Source organism: Campylobacter sp. GB48, from assembly GCF_049221845.1.
GTDB classification, from domain to species: Bacteria; Campylobacterota; Campylobacteria; order Campylobacterales; family Campylobacteraceae; genus Campylobacter_D; species Campylobacter_D lari_C.
In genome coordinates this window covers 168,650-188,571 of record NZ_JBMJAR010000002.1, presented here as the reverse complement: position 1 = coordinate 188,571, position 19,922 = coordinate 168,650, and the positions used below count along the sequence as shown (strand labels likewise).

Annotated in this window: 21 protein-coding genes; 3 read left to right on the top strand and 18 right to left on the bottom strand. The window is 29.0% G+C overall.

The features are described 5' to 3' along the window. Window positions 1-66 precede the first annotated feature (66 nt). From ACOTVC_RS02350 to hemH, 3 genes are read left to right on the top strand one after another with little or no spacing between them, the layout of a single operon-like run. Complete coding sequence (locus ACOTVC_RS02350) at window positions 67-1,143, top strand: DegT/DnrJ/EryC1/StrS family aminotransferase (protein ID WP_348636712.1); 1,077 nt, start codon at window positions 67-69, stop codon at window positions 1,141-1,143. After that, complete coding sequence (locus ACOTVC_RS02345) at window positions 1,140-1,997, top strand: Gfo/Idh/MocA family protein (RefSeq protein WP_087684972.1); 858 nt, start codon at window positions 1,140-1,142, stop codon at window positions 1,995-1,997. Before ACOTVC_RS02350 ends, ACOTVC_RS02345 begins: the two co-directional genes overlap by 4 nt. 2 nt (window positions 1,998-1,999) lie before the next feature. Continuing rightward, window positions 2,000-2,926: a ferrochelatase gene (gene hemH, locus ACOTVC_RS02340; protein WP_087684973.1), complete on the top strand. Its 927-nt coding sequence runs from the start codon at window positions 2,000-2,002 to the stop codon at window positions 2,924-2,926. On the opposite strand, the gene ACOTVC_RS02335 is transcribed toward hemH, so the two are convergent. The 18 genes from ACOTVC_RS02335 to sstT all read right to left on the bottom strand — a co-directional run bounded on the left by ACOTVC_RS02335 (window position 2,913) and on the right by sstT (window position 19,859). Then, window positions 2,913-4,265: a BspA family leucine-rich repeat surface protein gene (locus ACOTVC_RS02335; RefSeq protein ID WP_158100217.1), complete on the bottom strand. Its 1,353-nt coding sequence runs from the start codon at window positions 4,263-4,265 to the stop codon at window positions 2,913-2,915. The two genes, hemH and ACOTVC_RS02335, sit on opposite strands and share 14 nt — an antisense overlap. 223 nt (window positions 4,266-4,488) lie before the next feature. Beyond that, a complete protein-coding gene (locus ACOTVC_RS02330) occupies window positions 4,489-6,297 on the bottom strand; it encodes a peptidoglycan D,D-transpeptidase FtsI family protein (RefSeq protein WP_214116485.1) in 1,809 nt (602 codons plus the stop codon). A 3-nt stretch (window positions 6,298-6,300) separates the two neighbouring features. After that, window positions 6,301-6,594, bottom strand: a complete 294-nt coding sequence (gene fliE / locus ACOTVC_RS02325; protein WP_087684976.1) for a flagellar hook-basal body complex protein FliE — start codon at window positions 6,592-6,594, stop codon at window positions 6,301-6,303. Between the two features lie 3 nt (window positions 6,595-6,597). Continuing rightward, complete coding sequence (gene flgC, locus ACOTVC_RS02320) at window positions 6,598-7,092, bottom strand: flagellar basal body rod protein FlgC (RefSeq protein WP_039618718.1); 495 nt, start codon at window positions 7,090-7,092, stop codon at window positions 6,598-6,600. A 10-nt stretch (window positions 7,093-7,102) separates the two neighbouring features. Continuing rightward, on the bottom strand, window positions 7,103-7,534 hold the full coding sequence (gene flgB / locus ACOTVC_RS02315; protein WP_039618716.1) for a flagellar basal body rod protein FlgB: 432 nt from the start codon (window positions 7,532-7,534) through the stop codon (window positions 7,103-7,105). Window positions 7,535-7,626: 92 nt separating this feature from the next. Further along, window positions 7,627-8,268: a leucyl/phenylalanyl-tRNA--protein transferase gene (gene aat / locus ACOTVC_RS02310; protein ID WP_214097513.1), complete on the bottom strand. Its 642-nt coding sequence runs from the start codon at window positions 8,266-8,268 to the stop codon at window positions 7,627-7,629. Further along, on the bottom strand, window positions 8,243-10,372 hold the full coding sequence (locus tag ACOTVC_RS02305) for an AAA family ATPase (RefSeq protein WP_421627608.1): 2,130 nt from the start codon (window positions 10,370-10,372) through the stop codon (window positions 8,243-8,245). The genes aat and ACOTVC_RS02305 overlap by 26 nt, the downstream gene beginning before the upstream one ends. Beyond that, window positions 10,369-10,662, bottom strand: a complete 294-nt coding sequence (locus ACOTVC_RS02300) for an ATP-dependent Clp protease adaptor ClpS (RefSeq protein WP_214097515.1) — start codon at window positions 10,660-10,662, stop codon at window positions 10,369-10,371. The genes ACOTVC_RS02305 and ACOTVC_RS02300 overlap by 4 nt, the downstream gene beginning before the upstream one ends. Then, window positions 10,646-11,263: a thioredoxin domain-containing protein gene (locus tag ACOTVC_RS02295; protein WP_087684980.1), complete on the bottom strand. Its 618-nt coding sequence runs from the start codon at window positions 11,261-11,263 to the stop codon at window positions 10,646-10,648. The genes ACOTVC_RS02300 and ACOTVC_RS02295 overlap by 17 nt, the downstream gene beginning before the upstream one ends. A gap of 13 nt (window positions 11,264-11,276) precedes the next feature. Next, window positions 11,277-11,732 carry an SsrA-binding protein SmpB gene (gene smpB / locus ACOTVC_RS02290; protein ID WP_039668585.1) on the bottom strand — a complete coding sequence of 152 codons (456 nt, stop codon included), beginning with the start codon at window positions 11,730-11,732 and terminating at the stop codon, window positions 11,277-11,279. After that, window positions 11,732-12,487 carry a 4-(cytidine 5'-diphospho)-2-C-methyl-D-erythritol kinase gene (locus ACOTVC_RS02285; protein WP_087684981.1) on the bottom strand — a complete coding sequence of 252 codons (756 nt, stop codon included), beginning with the start codon at window positions 12,485-12,487 and terminating at the stop codon, window positions 11,732-11,734. Before ACOTVC_RS02285 ends, smpB begins: the two co-directional genes overlap by 1 nt. Continuing rightward, a complete protein-coding gene (gene csrA, locus ACOTVC_RS02280) occupies window positions 12,484-12,711 on the bottom strand; it encodes a carbon storage regulator CsrA (protein WP_012661763.1) in 228 nt (75 codons plus the stop codon). Before csrA ends, ACOTVC_RS02285 begins: the two co-directional genes overlap by 4 nt. After that, window positions 12,705-13,523, bottom strand: coding sequence for a tRNA pseudouridine(55) synthase TruB (truB, locus tag ACOTVC_RS02275; RefSeq protein WP_087684982.1), 819 nt, complete (start codon window positions 13,521-13,523; stop codon window positions 12,705-12,707). Before truB ends, csrA begins: the two co-directional genes overlap by 7 nt. Then, the gene (locus tag ACOTVC_RS02270) at window positions 13,520-15,583 is read right to left on the bottom strand and encodes an ATP-dependent helicase (protein ID WP_214116486.1); all 2,064 of its coding nucleotides are present in this window, start codon (window positions 15,581-15,583) and stop codon (window positions 13,520-13,522) included. The genes truB and ACOTVC_RS02270 overlap by 4 nt, the downstream gene beginning before the upstream one ends. Beyond that, window positions 15,580-16,026: a hypothetical protein gene (locus ACOTVC_RS02265; protein ID WP_087684984.1), complete on the bottom strand. Its 447-nt coding sequence runs from the start codon at window positions 16,024-16,026 to the stop codon at window positions 15,580-15,582. The genes ACOTVC_RS02270 and ACOTVC_RS02265 overlap by 4 nt, the downstream gene beginning before the upstream one ends. After that, window positions 16,019-17,740: a M3 family oligoendopeptidase gene (locus ACOTVC_RS02260; protein ID WP_214099124.1), complete on the bottom strand. Its 1,722-nt coding sequence runs from the start codon at window positions 17,738-17,740 to the stop codon at window positions 16,019-16,021. Before ACOTVC_RS02260 ends, ACOTVC_RS02265 begins: the two co-directional genes overlap by 8 nt. Before the next feature lie 4 nt (window positions 17,741-17,744). Next, complete coding sequence (locus ACOTVC_RS02255) at window positions 17,745-18,623, bottom strand: aspartate carbamoyltransferase catalytic subunit (RefSeq protein WP_214099123.1); 879 nt, start codon at window positions 18,621-18,623, stop codon at window positions 17,745-17,747. A gap of 9 nt (window positions 18,624-18,632) precedes the next feature. Beyond that, window positions 18,633-19,859: a serine/threonine transporter SstT gene (sstT, locus tag ACOTVC_RS02250; RefSeq protein WP_214115309.1), complete on the bottom strand. Its 1,227-nt coding sequence runs from the start codon at window positions 19,857-19,859 to the stop codon at window positions 18,633-18,635. Window positions 19,860-19,922: the final 63 nt, after the last annotated feature.

Genomic DNA, 19,922 nt, shown 5'->3' with positions numbered 1-19,922 from the left:
TACTTTAAATTAAGTAAAACTATCTTATAATCACGATTTTAAATTTACTAAGGTAATACAATGAAAATTCCTTTTATAGACTTAAATGCTCAATATAATGCTTATAAAAATGAAATCGATGAGGCTATTAGTGAAGTTTTACAAAGCGCTTCTTTCATAGGTGGTGCAAAATTAGCAGAATTTGAAAACAATTTAGCTAAATATGTAGGTATTAAACACGCAATAGGTTGTTCAAGTGGTACAAGTGCATTATTTTTAGCCTTGATGGCTTTGGGTGTGGGTAGAGATGATGAGGTAATAGTGCCAAGTTTTACCTTTATAGCTACAGCTGAAATGGTTGCTCTAATCGGTGCTAAGCCTGTTTTTGTAGATATTGATTTTAAAGATTATAATCTTAGTTTAGAAAAAGTTCAAAGTGCTATCACGCCTAAAACTAAAGCTGTAATTGCTGTGAGTATTTTTGGGCTTATGCCTGATATGTTTGCTCTAAAAGAGTTTTGTAAAAGTCAAAATATTGCTTTGATAGAAGATAGTGCGCAAAGTTTTGGAGCTAGTCAAAAGGGTATAAAATCATGTGCTATAGCTGATATATCTTGCACAAGCTTTTTTCCGTCTAAGCCTTTAGGTGCTTATGGAGATGGTGGAGCGATCTTTACCCAAGATGATGAATTAGCACAAAAAATAAAAATTTATTTAAATCATGGACAAGTGCAAAGATATAAGCATAAATACATCGGTATTAATGGAAGGCTTGATACTATCCAAGCAGCTATTTTAAATGTGAAATTAAAATATTTAGATGAAGAGATTAAAAAAAGAGAAGCAGTAGCAAAAGTTTATGATGAAAATTTAAAAAATTGTATTTTACCGCCAAGGAAAGATGGTTTTGTGAGTGCCCAGGCTCAATATAGCGTGCGTGTAAAGAATAGAGAAAATTTCATGCAAAAATTACAAGAGCAAGGCATACCTACTGCTGTGCATTATCCTTTAGGGCTTCATTTGCAAGAAGCTTTTGATTATCTTGCTTATAAAAAGGGTGATTTACCAAATACAGAGCTTTTAAGTGATGAAATTTTATCCTTACCTATGAGTGCATTTTTAAAAGAAGAGCACCAAGCTAGAGTGATTGAGGCTTTTAAATGAAAATAGGGCTTATAGGCCTTGGTAAAATGGGTAAAAACCATTTAAGAGAACTTGAGCGTAATTTAAAAGTAAAAGAAATTCATCTTTATGATCCTTTTTGTAAAGATGAATTTAAACACTTTTTGTATAAAAATTTTGATGATTTTTTAAAGCAAAATCTTGATGGTGTTATCATTGCTACGCCTACTCATACGCATTTAGACATAGCTTTGAAAGTTTTTCCTAAAATAAAAAATGTTTTGATAGAAAAGCCTTTGGCATTAAATATTGATGAAATTTTAATTTTAGAGCAAAAAGCTAGAGAAAATAAAGTCAGAGTAGGGGTGGGCTTTTGCGAGAGATTTAATCCTGCTGTTTTAACTTTAAAAGAAAAACTTTTAGAAGATGAGATTATAAGTATTAATATACAAAGAATTTCGCCTTATCCACAAAGAATAAATGATGTAGGTGTTTTAAGTGATCTTAGTGTGCATGATATCGACTTAGTTAGATTTTTAAGTCAAGAGCAAATTTTAAAAGCAAATATTTATAAAAGCTTTCATCATGATAAATTTGAAGATGAGGTAATGATAAGCTTAAAATTAGAAAATATTTTAGCAAGTATTCATGATAGCTGGAATGGACAATGCATTATAAGAAAAATCACACTTTTAGGTAAAAAACATACTTATGAACTTGATCTTAAAAATTTTGAACTTTTTATTAATACGCAAAAAATTCCAAATTTATATGAAAACTCTCCTTTGTATGCTGAGCATGAAGACTTTTTTGAGCTTTTGCAAAATGGGGTTTGTAAAATTTTAGCTAGTATTGAAGATGCTTTGAGAGTGCAAGAAATTTTAGAAGGTGTTTGATAGTGAAATATGTATTTTTTTTAAATATGGGCGGGGTTAATAAACTTGATGAATGTGAAGTTTTTTTAAAAAATATGTTTAATGATCCTTATATTTTAGGGATAAAAAATGTTTTTTTAAGAAAATTTGTAGCCTTTATGATAAGAAAATCAAGACTAAAAGCTATGAAGCAAAACTATGAAAAAATGGGTGGGAAATCCCCGCTTACTCAAATCACACAAAGTTTATGTGATAAATTAAATTCTAAAACTAGAGAATATAACTTTGATTTTATCAGCTTATATGTGCTACCCTTTGCAAATGATGTTTTTTCAAAATATGATTTTCAAAAAAATGATGAAATTATTTTATTTCCTTTATACCCCCATCATTCTAAAACCACTGTAACTAGTTCTTTAGAAGTAGTGGAAAATGAGCTAAGAAATATCCAAAATCAAGCTAATGTAAAAGTCATTGATGTTTTTTATAAAGATGAACTTTATAATAAAATGATTATAAAGCATATTTTAGAAAAAAAGAAAGAGTGTGATTATAAAACTTTGATTTTTTCTGCTCATTCTTTACCACTTTCAGTGATTAAAAAAGGTGATTTGTATGAAAAACATGTACAAGAGCATGTGAGTATTTTAAAAGAAAAACTTAAAAATGAATTTGATCAAATCATTTTATCCTATCAATCAAAACTAGGTCCAGTAAAATGGCTTGAACCTAATACAAGTGATATTTTAGAAAATTTAGACCAAAAAGCTTTGATTTATCCAATATCTTTTTGTATAGATTGTTCTGAAACGATTTTTGAGCTTGGAATAGAGTATAGACATTTAGCAAAAAGTAATTATGAGCTTATTGCTTGCCCTAATGATAGCGATGAGTTTATAGAGTTTATTTTAAATCAAGTAAAATATACTTTTTATATTAATGCTTTATAGCAGTATTAAAAAACATATATTTTTTTCTCGGGATATTTTCTAAATTCCAGTTTGACAGTTTTTGATTGAAGTTTATACATCCACTAAACATACTTTGTGTGTTTATAACACTATCAATATTCCAATTGTTTAAATCTTGATTAAATTTTGGAGTTTTTGAAAAAGGAATTTTGAAAATAGAATCACAAAAAAATGCATATTCCATCCATAATACATTTGAAACATTCCATTTATCCAAAGCTTGATTAAAACTAAAGCAATTTGAAAACATATAACTAATATTTATAACTTTAGTTGTGTCCCAATTATTTAGATTTTGATTGAAATTTTCGCAACCAGCAAAAGTTGCATGCATGCTGATAATTTTGCTAGTATTCCATTTATCTAGTGGTTGGTTAAATATTTTGCAATTGTAAAACATCCCAGCAATGGACTTTAAACTTTTTGTATTCCAATTATTTAGATTTTGATTGAATTTTTTACATCCATAAAACATTTTGTTCATGTATTTTACTTTGCTTACATCCCAGTTATTGACATAGGAATTAAAATTTTTACATCCATAAAACATTTCATTCATGCTTGTTACATTTGATACATCCCATTCTTCTATACCACTAAAATCTTTTCTTTTGCTATTTTTAAATAAACAATCCATTTCTTGTATATTGCTTACATTGATATCTTTAAGGCTTGTATTTAAATCATCAACTAAGGCTTTTAGTTCGCTTTTGGTTTTTGGATTATACATATGAGCATATTCTTTTTTACCAAAAAGAAAAGATTGTGTTGTATTGTTTTTGTGGTCCTTGAATAATTTCTCATATTGTTTAAAATTTGCCAAAGAAAATATGGATTTGTAACAGCCACTAAACATATTATCTTTGATAGTTATGTTTTTTATGCCCCAATTATCAAGTGAATGCGTGAAATTTTTACAATTTTCAAACATAGATTTTGAATTTGTAATTTTAAGTGTATTCCATTTATCTAGAGCTTGATTAAAACTTATGCAATTATAAAACATTTTAGAAGTTATTCTTAGATTAGATGTATTCCAAGAATTAATATTTTGATTAAATTTTTTACATCCTTGAAACATTTTATGTGTATTAACAAGATTAGATGTATTCCATTTATCTAGAGCTTGATTAAAATTTTCACACCCTTGAAACATTTTAGCCATGTTTTTTACTTTACTTACATCCCAGTTGTTGATATAGGAATTAAAATTTTTACATCCTAAAAACATCCCTTCCATGTTATCAACATTACTTGTATCCCAAGTTTCTATACCTATAAATTTTTCTTCACTAATATTACTAAATAAATAGCTCATATCTTGAATTAAACTTGTATCTATATTTTTAAGCGGAATATCTGATAGTATTAAATATTTAAGAGTTTCTTTTGTCTTTGGTTTGTAGATTATCTTTTTTGATTGCAGTTTGAATAAATACAATGTAACCAAAAATACAAGTAAAGTTATAAATAATAAAACCCAGTACTTTAAATAAGCGAAACAAAAAATCAATATAAAAAAGATTATTATCATTGTAATTTTATTTTTTGATGTCATTGTTTTGACTTTCTATGGGCTTTAAATAACTTTCTTTTATCATAAGATTTACTGTGTCTTTAAACATAGGCAAAGCGCTTTGTGCAGCATAATAGCTATAAGCCTTGGTAGGATTTCTTACTAAAACCCCTATGGTATAATTATTTTTCTCATCATTTGCAAAGCCAAAAAATGAAGCATTGTAGCGATTTGAAGTATAACCTTTTCTTTCAGCAATCCTAGCTGTACCTGTTTTACCACCTATGACAATACCTTGAGTTTGTGCTTTTTTACCGGTTCCTTTTTCTATAACATTGATTAAAATTTGTTGCATTTCTTTGGCAGCTTTACTTGAGAGAATTTTTTCTTTTTTAACTTCATCATCAAGTTTTATTAAGCGTCCATCTTGATAAATTTTATTTGCAATTTGCGGAGTGATATAAATTCCATCATTGTTAAATACATTATAAGCAGCTAGAAGTTGCATAAAAGTCGTTTTTAAGCCATAGCCATAGCTCAATACGGATTTTTCTACTTCTCTTAATCTTTTTGGATTTGGTATTTCTCCTTTTTGCTCATAAGGAAGATCAATACCACTTCTTTCTCCAAAACGAAAAATTCTAAGCCCTGAGATGATTTCAAGATTGCTTAATCTTTGGGCAATTTTAATCATACCAACATTTGAAGAGTAAGTGATAACTTCTTCCATGCTCATTTTATCTTTTTTATGATCATCACGTATAGTAAAACGACCAAGCTTATATTGACCACCTTGGGTATTGATGATTTCATTGACTTTGATTTTATTAAGCATTAAAGCAGTGGTAAATATAAAAGGCTTTATAACAGAACCTGCTTCATAGCCATATTCTATTGCACTTGCATTAAGCACAGAAAGATCTTTTCCACGATTTTGTGGATCATATCTTCTTGAACTAGCAAGGGCTAAAATTTTCCCACTTTTACTTTCCATAACCGCAACTATAATTTCATTGGCTTTTAGATCTTCATTTCTTTTATCAATAGCTTTTTCTAAACCTTTTTGAAGTTTTAGTGAAATATTTAAATATAAATTACAACCATCTATTTTCCGCTTTTCATAAGAGTGCGAATTTAATATAATATTACCGCCTATATCTCTTAAGCCTTGAATTTTTGCATTTTGTAAAGGATTTAAACATTCATTGTAGTATTTTTCTAAACCTTTTATACCTACATTTTTAAAAATTTCACTTTGCTCATCCATATAAGCTCTTGTATAGCCTATGATTGGAGTAAGAGAATCTTTTGGCATATACACACGATCTTCTTTGTGTTCTATAATATCAAGTCCCCTTGTTTCAACCCTGCCATTACTATTTGTAAAAGACTTAAAAAATCCTTGAGTATAAAGTTTTTTGGCTAATTCTTTTAAATAGCTTGCATCTTTTGAATTAATATCTTGAAGCAAAATAAAACTATAGCTTCTTTTTTTCTTTACAAGCATTCTTTTTTTGATATCTTGCATTTGTTCATCGCTTGCACCACTATAAATCTGAAAAAGTGTTAAAAATAAATCTTTTTTATCAGGATTTAAACTTCTTAGATCAATTTCAGCTCTATAAATTTGTCTACTAGAGGTTACAGTGAAATTATCGCTTGTGATGATATTACCTCTAAGAGCGGAAAAATATTGTTCTTTTTGGGTATTTGGTATATGGCGTTTTGAGGTTAGAAAAAAAGTAGAAAGTAAAAACAAGGCCATAAAAAACAGAGCCATACAAAAAGCAAAAGCTACCTTTGAAACTCTATTTCTAATGGTGTTTGAAAGCATATATTAAATTTGAGTTCTTGAAATTTCTTTATATGCGTTTATAGCCTTATTTCTAACTTCAAGCATAAATTTCATACTTGATTCAGCTTTGTTAATTGCAATTGCTGCTTGGTGTAAATCTTTTACTTCACCTGTTGCAATGTCTACCATAGCAGCTTCAGCTGTTTCTTGCGTTTTGTTAAGGTCATTGATAGAATTTTTCAATAAATTTGAAAACTCATCACCTATACTTGCGTTGTTGTTATTGTTTTTGTTATTAATATTGTTAAATTGATTTATACCATTAATAGTGTTCATTTATTAACCTCTTAGTAAATCTATCGCACTTTGTGCTATAGTTTTAGTGCTTGTAAAAGCACTTACATTTGCTTGGTAAGCTCTTGTTGCTTCTATTAAATCGGCCATTTCAATGACAGGGTTTATATTTGGAAAAGCAACATAGCCTTGTTCGTTCGCATCAGGATGAGATGGATCAAATTTCATACGAAAATCTTTATCATCTCTTACAACTTTATCAACCACTACACTCATTATAGCAGGTTTTGCATCTTTTTGTGAAGCTGGGTCGTTTAAAGGGTTTTCGTATTCTAAAAAATTATTATCTTTAGCAATTTGTTTATTTAGCAATTCATTAAAATCAGTCGCTTTAAAAATCACTTCTCTTCTTCTATACGGTCCACCTTCTGCTGTTCTGGTAGTGTTTGCATTAGCTATATTTGAGCTAATTACATTCATTCTAAAGCGTTGAGCGCTAAGTCCGTATCCGCTAATATCAAAATCACTTAAATAAGCCATTGTTTTTCTCCTAGCCTAATTTAGAGCTTGTGTCTATGATGGTTGAAAAAATATTACTTTGTCTTCTTAAAACACCATCTAAAGCAGTAATCATCATAGTATTTTTACTCATTTCAGTAGTTTCTACATCAAGATCTACTGTATTTGCATCATTTCTTGCTAAATGTCCATCTCTTAAATAAATGGTTGATTTATTAGGATCTGGAAATTTCCAAGGTTTTTGATGATTTGCATTTGTACTTGCTAATTCAAGCTCTTTGGTATCTTTCTTTTTAAAAATTTCATTTGCTCTATTAACTAAAGCAGTTTCAAATTCTATATCTCTTGCTTTATAAAAAGGAGTATCAACATTTGCAAGGTTAGAATTAATCATTTGACTTCTTAGATTTCTTCCTGCTAAAGCATCAACAATAAGTTCTTTTGATTTAAAAGGGCTTATCATAATTTTTCCTTTAAAATAAAGCTTTTATAGACTAAAAGCAAAAATCATTCCAAAATATTTATGCAATTTTGTTTATCTATAAGTATATCTTTTTATAGTAAATTTTTGAAATTTTTAAAGCCACTTTCAAGTGAAACTTTTTTTTCTAGTGTTTTTAAAAAATCTTTTTTTGTCATTTCTTTAGCACCCATAAATTTTAAATGCTCATTAGGCACTTGACAATCTATTAAAAAATCATATGGTTTTAAAAGCTCACAAAGTCTTATTAGAGCCACTTTTGAGGCATCTTTTTTAAGACTTATCATGCTTTCACCAAAAAATATTTTACCTATTATAAGTCCATATAAACCACCGATTAAAACATCATTTTCATAAACTTCGACACTATGAGCTAAATTTTGCTCAAAAAGCTTTGTGTAAACTTGTATAAATTCTTGACTTATCCAAGTTTTTTTTCTTTTTGCGCAATGACTTATAAGCGAGTTAAAATCAAAATCAAGTCTTATTTCATAAGTTTTTAAAGCTTTTTTTATGCTTTTTTGTATGCGCACTTCATCAGGTAAAAGCACCATTCTAGGAGAAGGACACCACCAAGTAACAGGATTACTAGTCCATGGAAAAAGCCCTAGACGATAAGCATGAGGTATAAAATCTACTTCTAGTTTTTCACTAATAAAAACAGGCGCATCATCAGGGCTTTTTAAAAGTTTAGAATACAAATTCGATTTTTTCATTTTTGGAAAGTTTGAGTTTTAATTTACCACCATTTTTTAATTTTCCAAATAAAATTTCATCGCTCAATCTTTCTCCTAATTCTTCAGCAATAATGCGTTTTAGTAATCTTACTCCAAATTCTTTATTATTAGTTTTTTTAGCAAGAAATTCTTTTACTTTTTTATCAGCTTCTATGGTGATATTATTTAAATTTTTCGCCATTAAATCTAGCTCTTTTTGAACGATTTGTTCTAAAATTTCTTGATTTAAGTCATTAAAATGAATGATTTTATCTATACGGTTGATAAACTCAGGCGCAAAAAAATCTTTTATGGCTTTATTGCTTTTTTCTTTGTCATTACTTAAAAAACCAAGCTCATTATTTTCTTTTAAGCCTAAATTGGAAGTCATAATGATAATAGTATTTTTAAAATCAGCTTTTAATCCACTATTATCTGTCAAGCTTGCATTATCAAAAATTTGTAAAAAAGTATTAGTTAAATCAGGATGAGCCTTTTCTATCTCATCAAATAAAACTACACTAAAGGGATTTTTTCTAATACCATTACTAAGCAAGCCACCATCTTCATAGCCCACATAACCTGCTGAAGTTCCTATGAGTTTGCTCACATCATGTTTTTGTGAGTATTCACTCATGTCAAATCTTTCAAGATTAAGATTTAAAATTTGTGCTAAATTTTTTGCAAGTTCGGTTTTACCAACCCCGCTTGAACCGGTAAATAAAAACACACCTTTTGGGGTATTTTTACCTTTTAATCCCGCATAGCTTTGTTTTAAAATAGAACTTAAAGCTTTAATAGCTTCATCTTGTCCAAAGATGTTTTGTTTTAAATCATGCTCTAAGTTCTTGAGAATTTTACCTTGATCACTTTCATAAATTTTATGAGAATGCGTCATTCTTGCTAAAGTATTTTCTAAGTCTTTTACTTTTACTATTTTTTTACTTTTTTTATCTTCTAAAGCAAAGCTTGCGCCAAGCTCATCGATTAAATCAATCGCACTATCTGGTAAAAATTTATCATGTAAAAATTGTTTCGCTAGTTTTATACTTGTTTGTAAAATTTCATCACTGATTTTGATTTTGTGAAAATTTTCGTATTTGCTTTTTAAGCCTTGTAAGATCAAAAAACATTCTTCTTCACTTGGTTCATCTATGTCAATTTTTGCAAATCTTCTACTTAGAGCTTTGTTTTTATCAAAGGTATTTTTGTATTCTATAAAAGTAGTTGCACCTATGCATTTGATGTTGCCATTGCTTAATGCAGGTTTTAATAAATTTGACATATCTGCATGACTTTCATTGCTTGCGCCAGTTCCTACTATGGTGTGAATTTCATCTATAAATAAAATAGCATTAGGGATATTTTCTAATTCTTTAATAATATCTTTTAGTCTTTTTTCAAAATCACCTCTGTATTTTGTCCCTGAAAGCAAGCTTGCCATATCAAGACTATAAATTTTTGAGTTTTTTAAGTGTTTTGGTACTTTTTCTTCAGCTATAGCTAGTGCTAGCCCATCTATAACAGCGCTTTTACCAACACCTGGTTCACCAACTAAAATAGGATTATTTTTCTTACGACGGCTTAGAATTTGCATCATTCTTTCAAGTTCAAATTTCCTACCTATAACAGGATCTATTTTGCCTTTTTTTGCAAGTTCAACTAGCTCTATGGTATGGGTTTTTAAATTTTCAAATTCAGCATTTTGTAACAATTCTTTTATTTTTTCTTCTTCTATTAGGTGTTTTTTTAAAATATTATAAGAATAAGCTTTTTCTTCTTTGCAAAGTGCGATGATAAAATCAATCACACTTGTTTGGTTTTTTGCATTTAGCTTGTGCAATATATTTTCCAAGATTACAGAAAAAATAGGTTCTATTTCTTTTTTTAAAATTTCGTTATTTTTAGCCAAGTAGTTTTTTAATTCATTTTCAAAGCCTTGTAAATCACCATCTCCGATTTCTTCAAGCAGATTTTTAAAATCATTGCTAAGCTTAACTAAAGCAAAAAGTAAATGCTCACAAGTGATAAATTCATGATGATTGATAAAGCTTAAATGTCTTGCATTTGGTATAAATGAGTCAATTAGTTCTTTATATTTCATTGTTCTTCTATCCTTGTTTGGAGTGGAAAATTATTGTTTTTTGCTGCCGTGTCAACTTGTTGTTTTTTGCTAAGTGCAATTTCTTCTGTGTATATGCCACAAACTCCACTTCCTTGATGATGGATTTCAAGCATGATCGCACTTGCTTTTTCAAAATCATGATGAAAAATATTTATTAAAATTTCAATTACAAAATCCATAGTGGTAACATCATCGTTTAAAAGCAAAACCTTAAACATTTTAGGTTCTGCTAGTTTTTGTTGCTCTAAAATTTCACTTTTTAGACTCATTTAATATCCTATTAATATCTTCTTGCATAATTTCAGTAGAAACTTTCCCAAGATAATATTTCACATAACTTTTTGAGTCTTTATTCCAAAAGTCTGTTAAATCTTGATAAACACCATCTTTTAAAACTACTTTAAAAGGAAGTTGTTCCATGCTTTGATAGTTGATATCTTTTAAAGCTTGTGCGACAATTCTATCATTTTCTTTAGAATTGCTTAAAAAATAATATGCCCCATATTTAATAGCAAAATCTTTTACAGTTTGATCGCTTACATTTTCAAAATGACTAAGCCCTATGATGATAAAATTATCTGTATTTTTTTGCCATAAGCTTGTTAAATGGGTAGCTTCTTCTTGGCAAGGTGTGCAAAAGGTTCCAAAAAAATCAAACATTAAAATTTTATTCTCTTCGCCTTTTACCATAAAACCATTTTGTGTTCTTACTAAGGTTTTTTCACCACCATTGACACTTTTTAAAAGAATTTCATCACCTATTTTATACTCAGCAAATGCAAATTCGTTTTCGATTTTTTCTTCGCTTGAGCAAGCACTTATTAAAAATGTAAAAGTAAATGTAAAAAATAAATAAGCAAATTTTTTCATCAAAATCCTTTTTTTAATAATGATTTTTCATAGCAGCTCTTGCCTCAAGATCTGCTTGTTTTTTCTTTAAACTTTCTCTTTTATCGTGCAAGTTTTTTCCTTTGGCTAAGGCTATTAAGACTTTTGCTTTATTTTTTTCATTAAAATAAAGTTCTAATGGCACTATAGTAAAACCTTGAGTGCTAATTTTACCAAAAAGCCTATCGATTTGCTTTTTATGCATTAAAAGTTTTCGCGCACCTTTTTCATCATGCTTATAAAATGAATGTGTAGTACTAAGATGAGAAATATGAGCATTAAGTAAGAAAATTTCACCTTTGATAATACGCACAAAAGAATCTTTTAAATTTGCTCTACTAGCTCTTAATGCTACCACTTCAGAACCTTTTAAAACAATGCCTGCTTCAAATTTTTCCAAAATTTCATAATCAAAAAAAGCTTTTTTGTTTTTTACTATAGTTTTTTTCATCATTTAGCCTTAAAAACTCCACTTCCACTTCCACTTAAAAAATAAGCTTCATCAAGAAAAGTTTGCATTTTAGGATAAATTTTTACACAAGGAGCAAATAAGTCATTTAAATCAGTATTTTTATACTCTAAAATTTCACTTGTTTTGAGTGTTTTAAGTGTTTTGGCTAAATTTAAATTCGCTTTTAAATCGTATGAGCTTTCATCAAATGCTTTATATACTTTTGCGCTTGAGCATTCAATAGCTGGAAAAGTAAAATCAAGTTGAGTAAAATCATCTTCAAAATATTCTACAATCTCGCCACACCCACTAACATTTGCACTATCATATCCGCTTAAAAAAAAGATTAAATCAGAGCCAAGTTTTTGACAAATTTGCTCTAGCTGTTTTTGCTTTAATTTTAAATTTAAAGTTTCATTGATCATAAGTAAAAATGTCACCGCATCAGTGCTACTTCCACCAAGGCCTCCGCCTATGGGAATATTTTTGATAAGCTTTAAACTTTTGTCTTTAAAAAATTCATTTAATTCATTAGAAAAACCTAAATTTTCTAATTCTTTATAAGCTTTGTGTATGATGGTGTCTTGGGTAAAATTTCCAGTGATTTCAAATCCTTCTTTGGTTTTTTCATCACTAAAGCTTAATTCATCAAAAATATCTTTTAGTAAAACAAAGCGTGATTGTAATAAATGATAAGATCTTGAATCAATTCCTATGATTTTTAAAAAAATATTAGCTTTTGCGTAAGCTTTCATTTTTTAAGCTTTTTGCTCAGATCATCAAGTTTTATCGTTTCATCGCTAATTGCATGTAAATTTTCACTTTTTACTTGCTCGATAAGTTCTTTGCGTAGTATCATTAAAGACTTTGGAGCTTCGATGCCTATTTTAGCATAGCCTTTGCCCGTTTGAACTACTTTGATTTCTATATCATCTCCGATTTTTATACTTTCATTTTCTTTTCTTGATAAAATTAACATTTTAATACCTTATTTAAATAATATTGCACTTGATTATCTTGGATAGAAATGATAGAAAAAAAATCTTTTTCTTCTAAAATATAGCTACCTTCTTCTTGAATTTCCAAATCGTCCAAAAATATTTTTTGTCCATTGTGTAATTTTTGGGGGTATTTTATCGTATTTTTTCTAAGATTTAAATAAGCTAAAGGATTTAACTCTTTTTCATTCTCATAAAAAAACCTTCCCTCGCTTAAACGCTCTAATGAGCTTAGTGTGGCTTTAATACCAAGTTTTCTAGCAAATAATTCACAATAAGAGCGTATATAAGAGCCCTCACTAACTGCTATTTCTATGGTTAAAAAGGGGTGGTTATAGTGTAAAATTTTAGTATAAAAAATTTCCATAACGCAGGGTTTTAAATTGACTTCAAAACCTCTTTTTGCAAGCTCATAAGAGCGTACTCCATCTATTTTTTTTGCACAAAATGCGGGTGGGGTGTAGGTGATTTTACCTAAAAGTTCATTTTTAATTTGTTCTAAAATTTGCTCATCAAAAGCATTTATAAGATTGATTTCTTTGATATTTTGATTATCAAGGCTTAGTGAATGCACGCCTAGCCAAAGCGTTGCTTTGTAAACCTTTGGATTTTTATCAAAAAAGCGAAAAAGTTTTGTGTATTGATCAAAGGCTATGAGTAAAACACCTTTTGCAAAAGGATCAAGTGTTCCTGAAAAACCTGCTTTTTTGTTTTTATATTTTTTTTTGAGTTTGCCTAAAAAAGCATTAGAACTCATTCCACTTGGTTTGTAAGCTACAAAAAGTTTATTCATATCACTTTTTCCACAAAACTTGACATTATCATTCTTTCTATGCCTCCAAAATTAATCGTGAGTTTTTCTTCAGCACCTATTTTACTTACCCCAGTGACTCTGCCTATGCCAAAAATTTTATGTTTGATTAAATCGCCTTTTTTATAGCAATTTTTTTGATGATCTAGTGTTAATTCTTTTTTGATTACATTACTCTCGCCAAAAAATCTACTTTTTTCTAATCTTGTGCGACTTCCTTTATAAAATCTAGAATTAGCATAGCTTAAATAAAGTTTTTTCTTGGCTCTAGTGATTGCTACATAAGCAAGTCTTCTTTCTTCTTCTATATTGCTTGATTCGCTAGTGAGTGGGAAAAATCCTTCTTCTAAGCCTATGATAAAAACATAATCAAACTCAAGTCCTTTACTTGCATGAATACTCATAATACAAATACTTTCTTTATCAAGTCCATCTTGCTCATTAAGTAAAGAAATTTCATTTAAAATATCATCTAAGCCATTATAATTTCCATGAGTAATTTTATCTTTTAAGTTAGCATAAAGTTCATCTATATTTAAAAGTTTATCTTCACCTTCTGGGTTATCTTTATAAAATTCTTTGATTTTAAATTCTTCTTCTAAGGCTAAAATCATTGCAAGCAAACCATCTTTTTCTTTGATTTTGTGTATGCTTAGTATGAATTTTTCTAATTCTTTGTCTGTTTTTTTACTAAAAAAACCACTCCCTTGCAAAGCACATAGACTTTCAAATAAAGACAAATGATTTTCTTTGGCATAACTTTCTAGCTTTTCTAAACTTGCATTACCAAAATTTCTTTTAGGGCGGTTGATAATGCGTTTAAAAGAATAATCATCATTTAGATTTGAAAGTAATCTTAAATAAGAAATGATATCTTTAATCTCAGCTCTTTCATAAAAACGAATTCCACTTAGCAATTTAAAAGGAATTTTTTCTTTGCTAAAAGCTTCTTCAAGAGCACGAGATAGGGCATTTACTCTATAAAGTATGGCTATTTCACTAGGATTAATTCCTGAGTTTAAAAGTTTTGAAACTTCTCTTGCAACCTTAAAGCTTTCAATTTTTTCATCATCATTTTGTAAAATTGTGATTTCTTCGCCCTCATCTTTGGTGCAAATTAAAGTTTTTCCTAGTCTTTTTCTATTATGTTCTATAAGCTCATTCGCAGCTTGTAAAATAGCGCTAGTTGAGCGGTAATTTTGCTCTAATTTGACTAATTTTACATTGTTAAATTGTTCTTTGAAATTTAAGATATTTTCTATTTTAGCCCCACGCCATCCATAAATACTTTGATCATCATCACCCACTACGCAAATATTTTCATGAGACGTGCAAAGTTTTTTTAGAATTTGATATTGTAAGGCATTGGTATCTTGATACTCATCTACTGTTATATAAGTATATTTTTGACTTTGCTCTTTTGCAAATTGTTCATCTTCTAAAATTTTATTAGTTAGCATGAGTAAATCATCAAAATCCATGAAATTATTTTGGATTAAAAAATGTTCATATTGCTCATATAAATGAATGATTTCTTCGTAATTTTTGTTTTTTTCATCTTTTAAAAATTCTAATTCTTTGCGTATTTCTTGGGCGCTTTTGCTTTGATTTTTAAAATTTGAAATATAAGCACCTATGCTTGCTAAAGAGCTTTGTAAATTTTCGCTAGCTAAATCTTTTAGTATTTTCTTTTTATCATCTGTATCGATAATGACAAAATTATTTGCTCTATTAATTCTTTCGCTATAAAGTCTTAAAAATAACAAGCCAAATTTATGAAAAGTGCATAAAAGGGGATTGTGTAAATTTTGATCTTGCAAAAGATTTAAAGCTCTTGTTTTCATTACATTGGCAGCTTTATTTGTAAAGGTTAGTGTAAGGGTATTTTGTGCAGGAATGCCTACGTAATCAATTAAATAAGCAAGTCTTGTGGTAATGGTTTTAGTCTTTCCACTGCCTGCTCCTGCTAGTATCAGCATAGCTCCATCAATATGCATGATGGCTTCTTTTTGGCTTTCATTTAAACTTTCAAAAAAGTTCATCTTTTTAATAAGTTTTTGTTATTAGGGTTATTCAAAAAAGCATTCATTGATTTTTCTTTTAATTTTTGATCATTTTGCTTTTTGAAATAGTTTGAAAAATTAACAAAAATAATATTATCTTCAACTTGAATTTGAGTAATTGCTCCTAAATCGACTTTAACAAAGGTTGCAAAATCATCAGGTCCAAAACCTGCATGAAATTCTATATGCTCATTTGTTAAAACTATGGATTTAAAAGTATAACCACCAAGAGCAAAAAGACAATAAGGATTTTTACTCACTACATCTAATTCTGGTGGCAAGGGGGGTTCGAGTGTAACAAATTTAGTATTTACAATGATATTAAACTCAATATCTTCTTGGATTAAAATTTGTAAACATTCATAAATGCTTTTTTGCATTAAACTTATAAAATTTCTATTATTTAAAATTTTATCAATCATTGCTTAGCCTTAAAAATTCATCTACTAGTATTCTAACTTGTTCTAAGCCTATATTCCAAAACTCATCACTTTCTATATCAAAGCCAAACATAGCTACAAGTTCTTTTGGACTTTTGCTTCCCCCACTACTTAAAAACTCAGTATAAATCGAAGTAAAATCAGTACATTTACCACTTTTATATAGTCCATAAAGCGCTAAAACTAAAAGTTGTGCATAAGCATAAGCATAGCAGTAAAATGGAGAGTGTATAAAATGTGGTATATAAGAATACCAAAGGCCATAATTTTTGGTTAAAACTACACTATCTTGAAACATTTTTCTTGATTCTTCAAGCCAAATCTCACTTAGTTCTTGAGCGCTTAGTTCTTCTTTTTTAGCATGAAATCTGCGTTCAAAAGTAGTAAAATTAATCTGTCTATAAAGAGTAGCAAAAATATCTTCGATCTTTGCTGCATATAAAGATAAAAGCTCTTCTTTGTCTAAATTTTCTTTAATATAATCAAAAATCAACATTTCTGCAAACACTGAAGCAGTTTCTGCTGTAGTTAGCGGTGTATCTTGATTTAAAAAACTTACTTTATAGGAAAGTTTTTGATGTATAGTGTGGCCTAGCTCATGTGCTAGAGTAAAAAGATCGCGTCTTTGGTTGGTATAGTTTAACAGTATGAAAGGATGACTTAGTGGGGTGCTTGAGTGAGAAAAAGCACCACTTTGTTTAAATTCTTTAGGGTAAACATCGATCCAATTATTCTCAAAAGCTTCTTTTGCTATCCTATAAAAATCTTTAGAAAATTTTTCAAAAGCTTTTAAAACTATATCCTTTCCTTGATCAAAATCAACTTGCATTTCTTTTCCAATAGGCGCATAACGATCATAATCTTTTAGCTTTTTATATCCTAGAATTTTTTTCTTTGCGTTGTAAAATTTAGAAACAATATCAAAACTATTTTCACTAGCACTAATAAGCGCATCAACGCTTTTTTTAGAAATTTGATTTCTTATATGTCTTGGGGTTTCTGGACTTTCATAAGATCTTAACTCACAAATACTAGCAAGTTCGCTTTTAATCATATTAAAAATATATACTAAAAGCCTGTTTTGTTTTTTCAAGGTTTTACTAAAGCATTTTGAAGCTTTTTTTCTAATGCTTCTATCTTTATCATAAAGCTTGCTTAGAATTTCTTCTTCGCTCAATTTTTGCCCTTCAAAATTAAATTTTAAAGCACTAAATGTCTCATCAAATAATCTTGCAAATGCATTTGAACCTGTACTTGATAGAGCTAGGATAACTCTTTCTTCTTTTTTAGAAAGATTGTGTTTTTTGTGTTTGATAAGATTATTTAAATAAAACTCATAATCTTTGCAAAATGTGATGAAAGTTTTATTTTTTTCTTCTTTTAATTCGCAAAATTCGAGTTCAAAAAATAAAAGATTTTCTTCTATTTTTTTACTTAAATTTTCATATTTTGCATAAAAAGCACCTTTGGTTGTATCTTGAGCAAAATTTAAATATACATAGGTTAGTATATGAGAAAGTTTTAAGATTAATTCTTCATAATTTTTTAAAGCCTGTAAGAATTGCTCATTGTCTAAACTATGAAGATTATTTTCATATTGTTTTTTAAATTCACAAGCTTCTTCTTGGGTTTTTTGTAAAAAAAGATTTAATTCTTGCTCATCTTTAAATAATGTACTTAAGTTCCAATTTTGCATGATTTTAGCTTTCGAAAATGAGTTTTTTTAATACAGCCATTCTAATGGCAACACCATTTTTAACTTGAGTTAAAACCTTACATCTTTTATCAGCCATTACTTCATCGCTAATATCAATGTTTCTATGTACAGGGCCTGGGTGCAAGATAATGAGATTTTTATCTTTTATTAAATCTTTACTAATGCAAAAATCATTTGCATAATCTTTAAGCGATGCATAGGTTGGGATATTGTGTCTTTCAGTTTGTGTTCTAAGACTCATGATAATATCAATATCATCAATAACTTCTTTTAGTTTATTTGTTTTTTTGATAGGATAATTTGGCATAAAATGAGGTGGGGCTACTAGGGTAATGTCTATACCAAAACGAGGTAATAATTCTAAATTTGAAGCAGCAACGCGTGAGTTTTTAATATCTCCTACTATTGCTATTTTTTTACCTTTAACATTATAATCAAAATGCTCCATTATAGTAAAAAGATCAAGTAAGGCTTGGGTAGGATGAGCATGTTTACCATCGCCTCCATTAACTATAGGACAATGAGTATAATTTGCTAAAGTATGAGGCACACCTGAGTTTTTGTGTCTAACTACAATAGCACTTGGCGCCATTGCATCTAAATTTGCAGCAGTATCAAAAAGTGTTTCACCTTTACTTGAACTACTTCTTGAAACATCTAATTTTAAAACTTTAGCACCCAGTCTTCTTGCGGCTGTTTCAAAGCTTGATTGAGTGCGCGTTGAATTTTCAAAGAAAATTGTTGTAACGCTTTTTCCTTCTAAAAATGTACGTGGTTTTTCATCTAAGAATTCTTTTGCTTCTTTAAATAGAGCTAAGATTTCATCATTGTTAAAATCTTTTGTAGTGATTAAATGCCTCATAAGCCCTCCTTAAATTTTTAAATTAAGCTCATTATCTGAACAAATGGCGCTAAATAAAACGTCCGTTGAGCTATTTAAAGCTGTTTCAACGCTATCTTGAATAACCCCTATGATAAAACCAACCGCAACTACTTGCATAGCTATGTCATAATCAATATTAAACAAAGAACAAGCAAGCGGTATAAGTAAAAGCGAACCGCCGGCAACCCCGCTAGCTCCACAAGCTGCAAATGCAGCTAAAACACTCAAAAGTATAGCTTGTAAAAAATTTATTTCAATACCTACTGTGTGAGCTGCTGCAAGACTTAATATAGCAATGGTTACAGCTGCTCCTGCCATATTAATTGTAGCGCCTAGTGGAATGGAGATGCTATATAGGTTGTTGTTGATATTTAATTTAGAGCAAAGTGCCATATTTACAGGGATGTTTGCTGCAGAACTTCTTGTGAAAAATGCAAAAACAGCACTATGTTTTAAGCAAATAAAAATCAAAGGATAAGGATTTTTCTTTGTATAAGCAAAAACAATTAAAGCATTAATCACAAAGGCTACAAAAAACATAGTTAAAACTAAAATTATTAATAATTTAATATAACTTAAAAGCCCTGCTGCTCCTGTTTGAGCAACTGAATTTGCTACAAGTCCAAAAATTCCAAAAGGAGCAAGTTTGACTATAAATTTAACGATTTTTAACACACCTTCGTTGATATCAGTAAAAAGTTGCTTTGCATCATTAGAGCAATGTCTTAGGGCAAAACCTCCGCCTATAGCCCAAGCTAATATGCTTAAATAATTTCCTGAAGATAAAGCGTGGATAGGATTATCTACGATTTGAAAAAGTAAGGTTTTAAATACTTCGCCTATATGCGCAGGACTTGTGGTGGAGGCTTTTTCAATATCGGTTAATACTAATTCTACGGGAAAGACAAAGCTTATACTAACTGCGCTTAAAGAAGCTAAAAAAGTTCCAAATATATATAAGAAAATGATATGTTTTATTTTTTCACTTCCATGGTTAAATTCTTTTGTGCAAATAGTTGTTAAGATTAAGATAAAAACCAAAATTGGCGCTATAGCTTTTAAAGCTCCTGTAAATAAAGCACCAAAAATATTTGCAAAAATAGCTAAATCTTTAGAAAAAACACCTACTAAAATTCCTAAAACAATACCTATGCAAATTTGTAAAATAAGATTTCCATCTTTATAGCGTTTGATTGCACAAGAAAATAAACTCATTTCTTACCTTTTTTTGTAGTGATAAATTTTTTAATTTATTCTAACAAAGTAAAGCTTAAATAA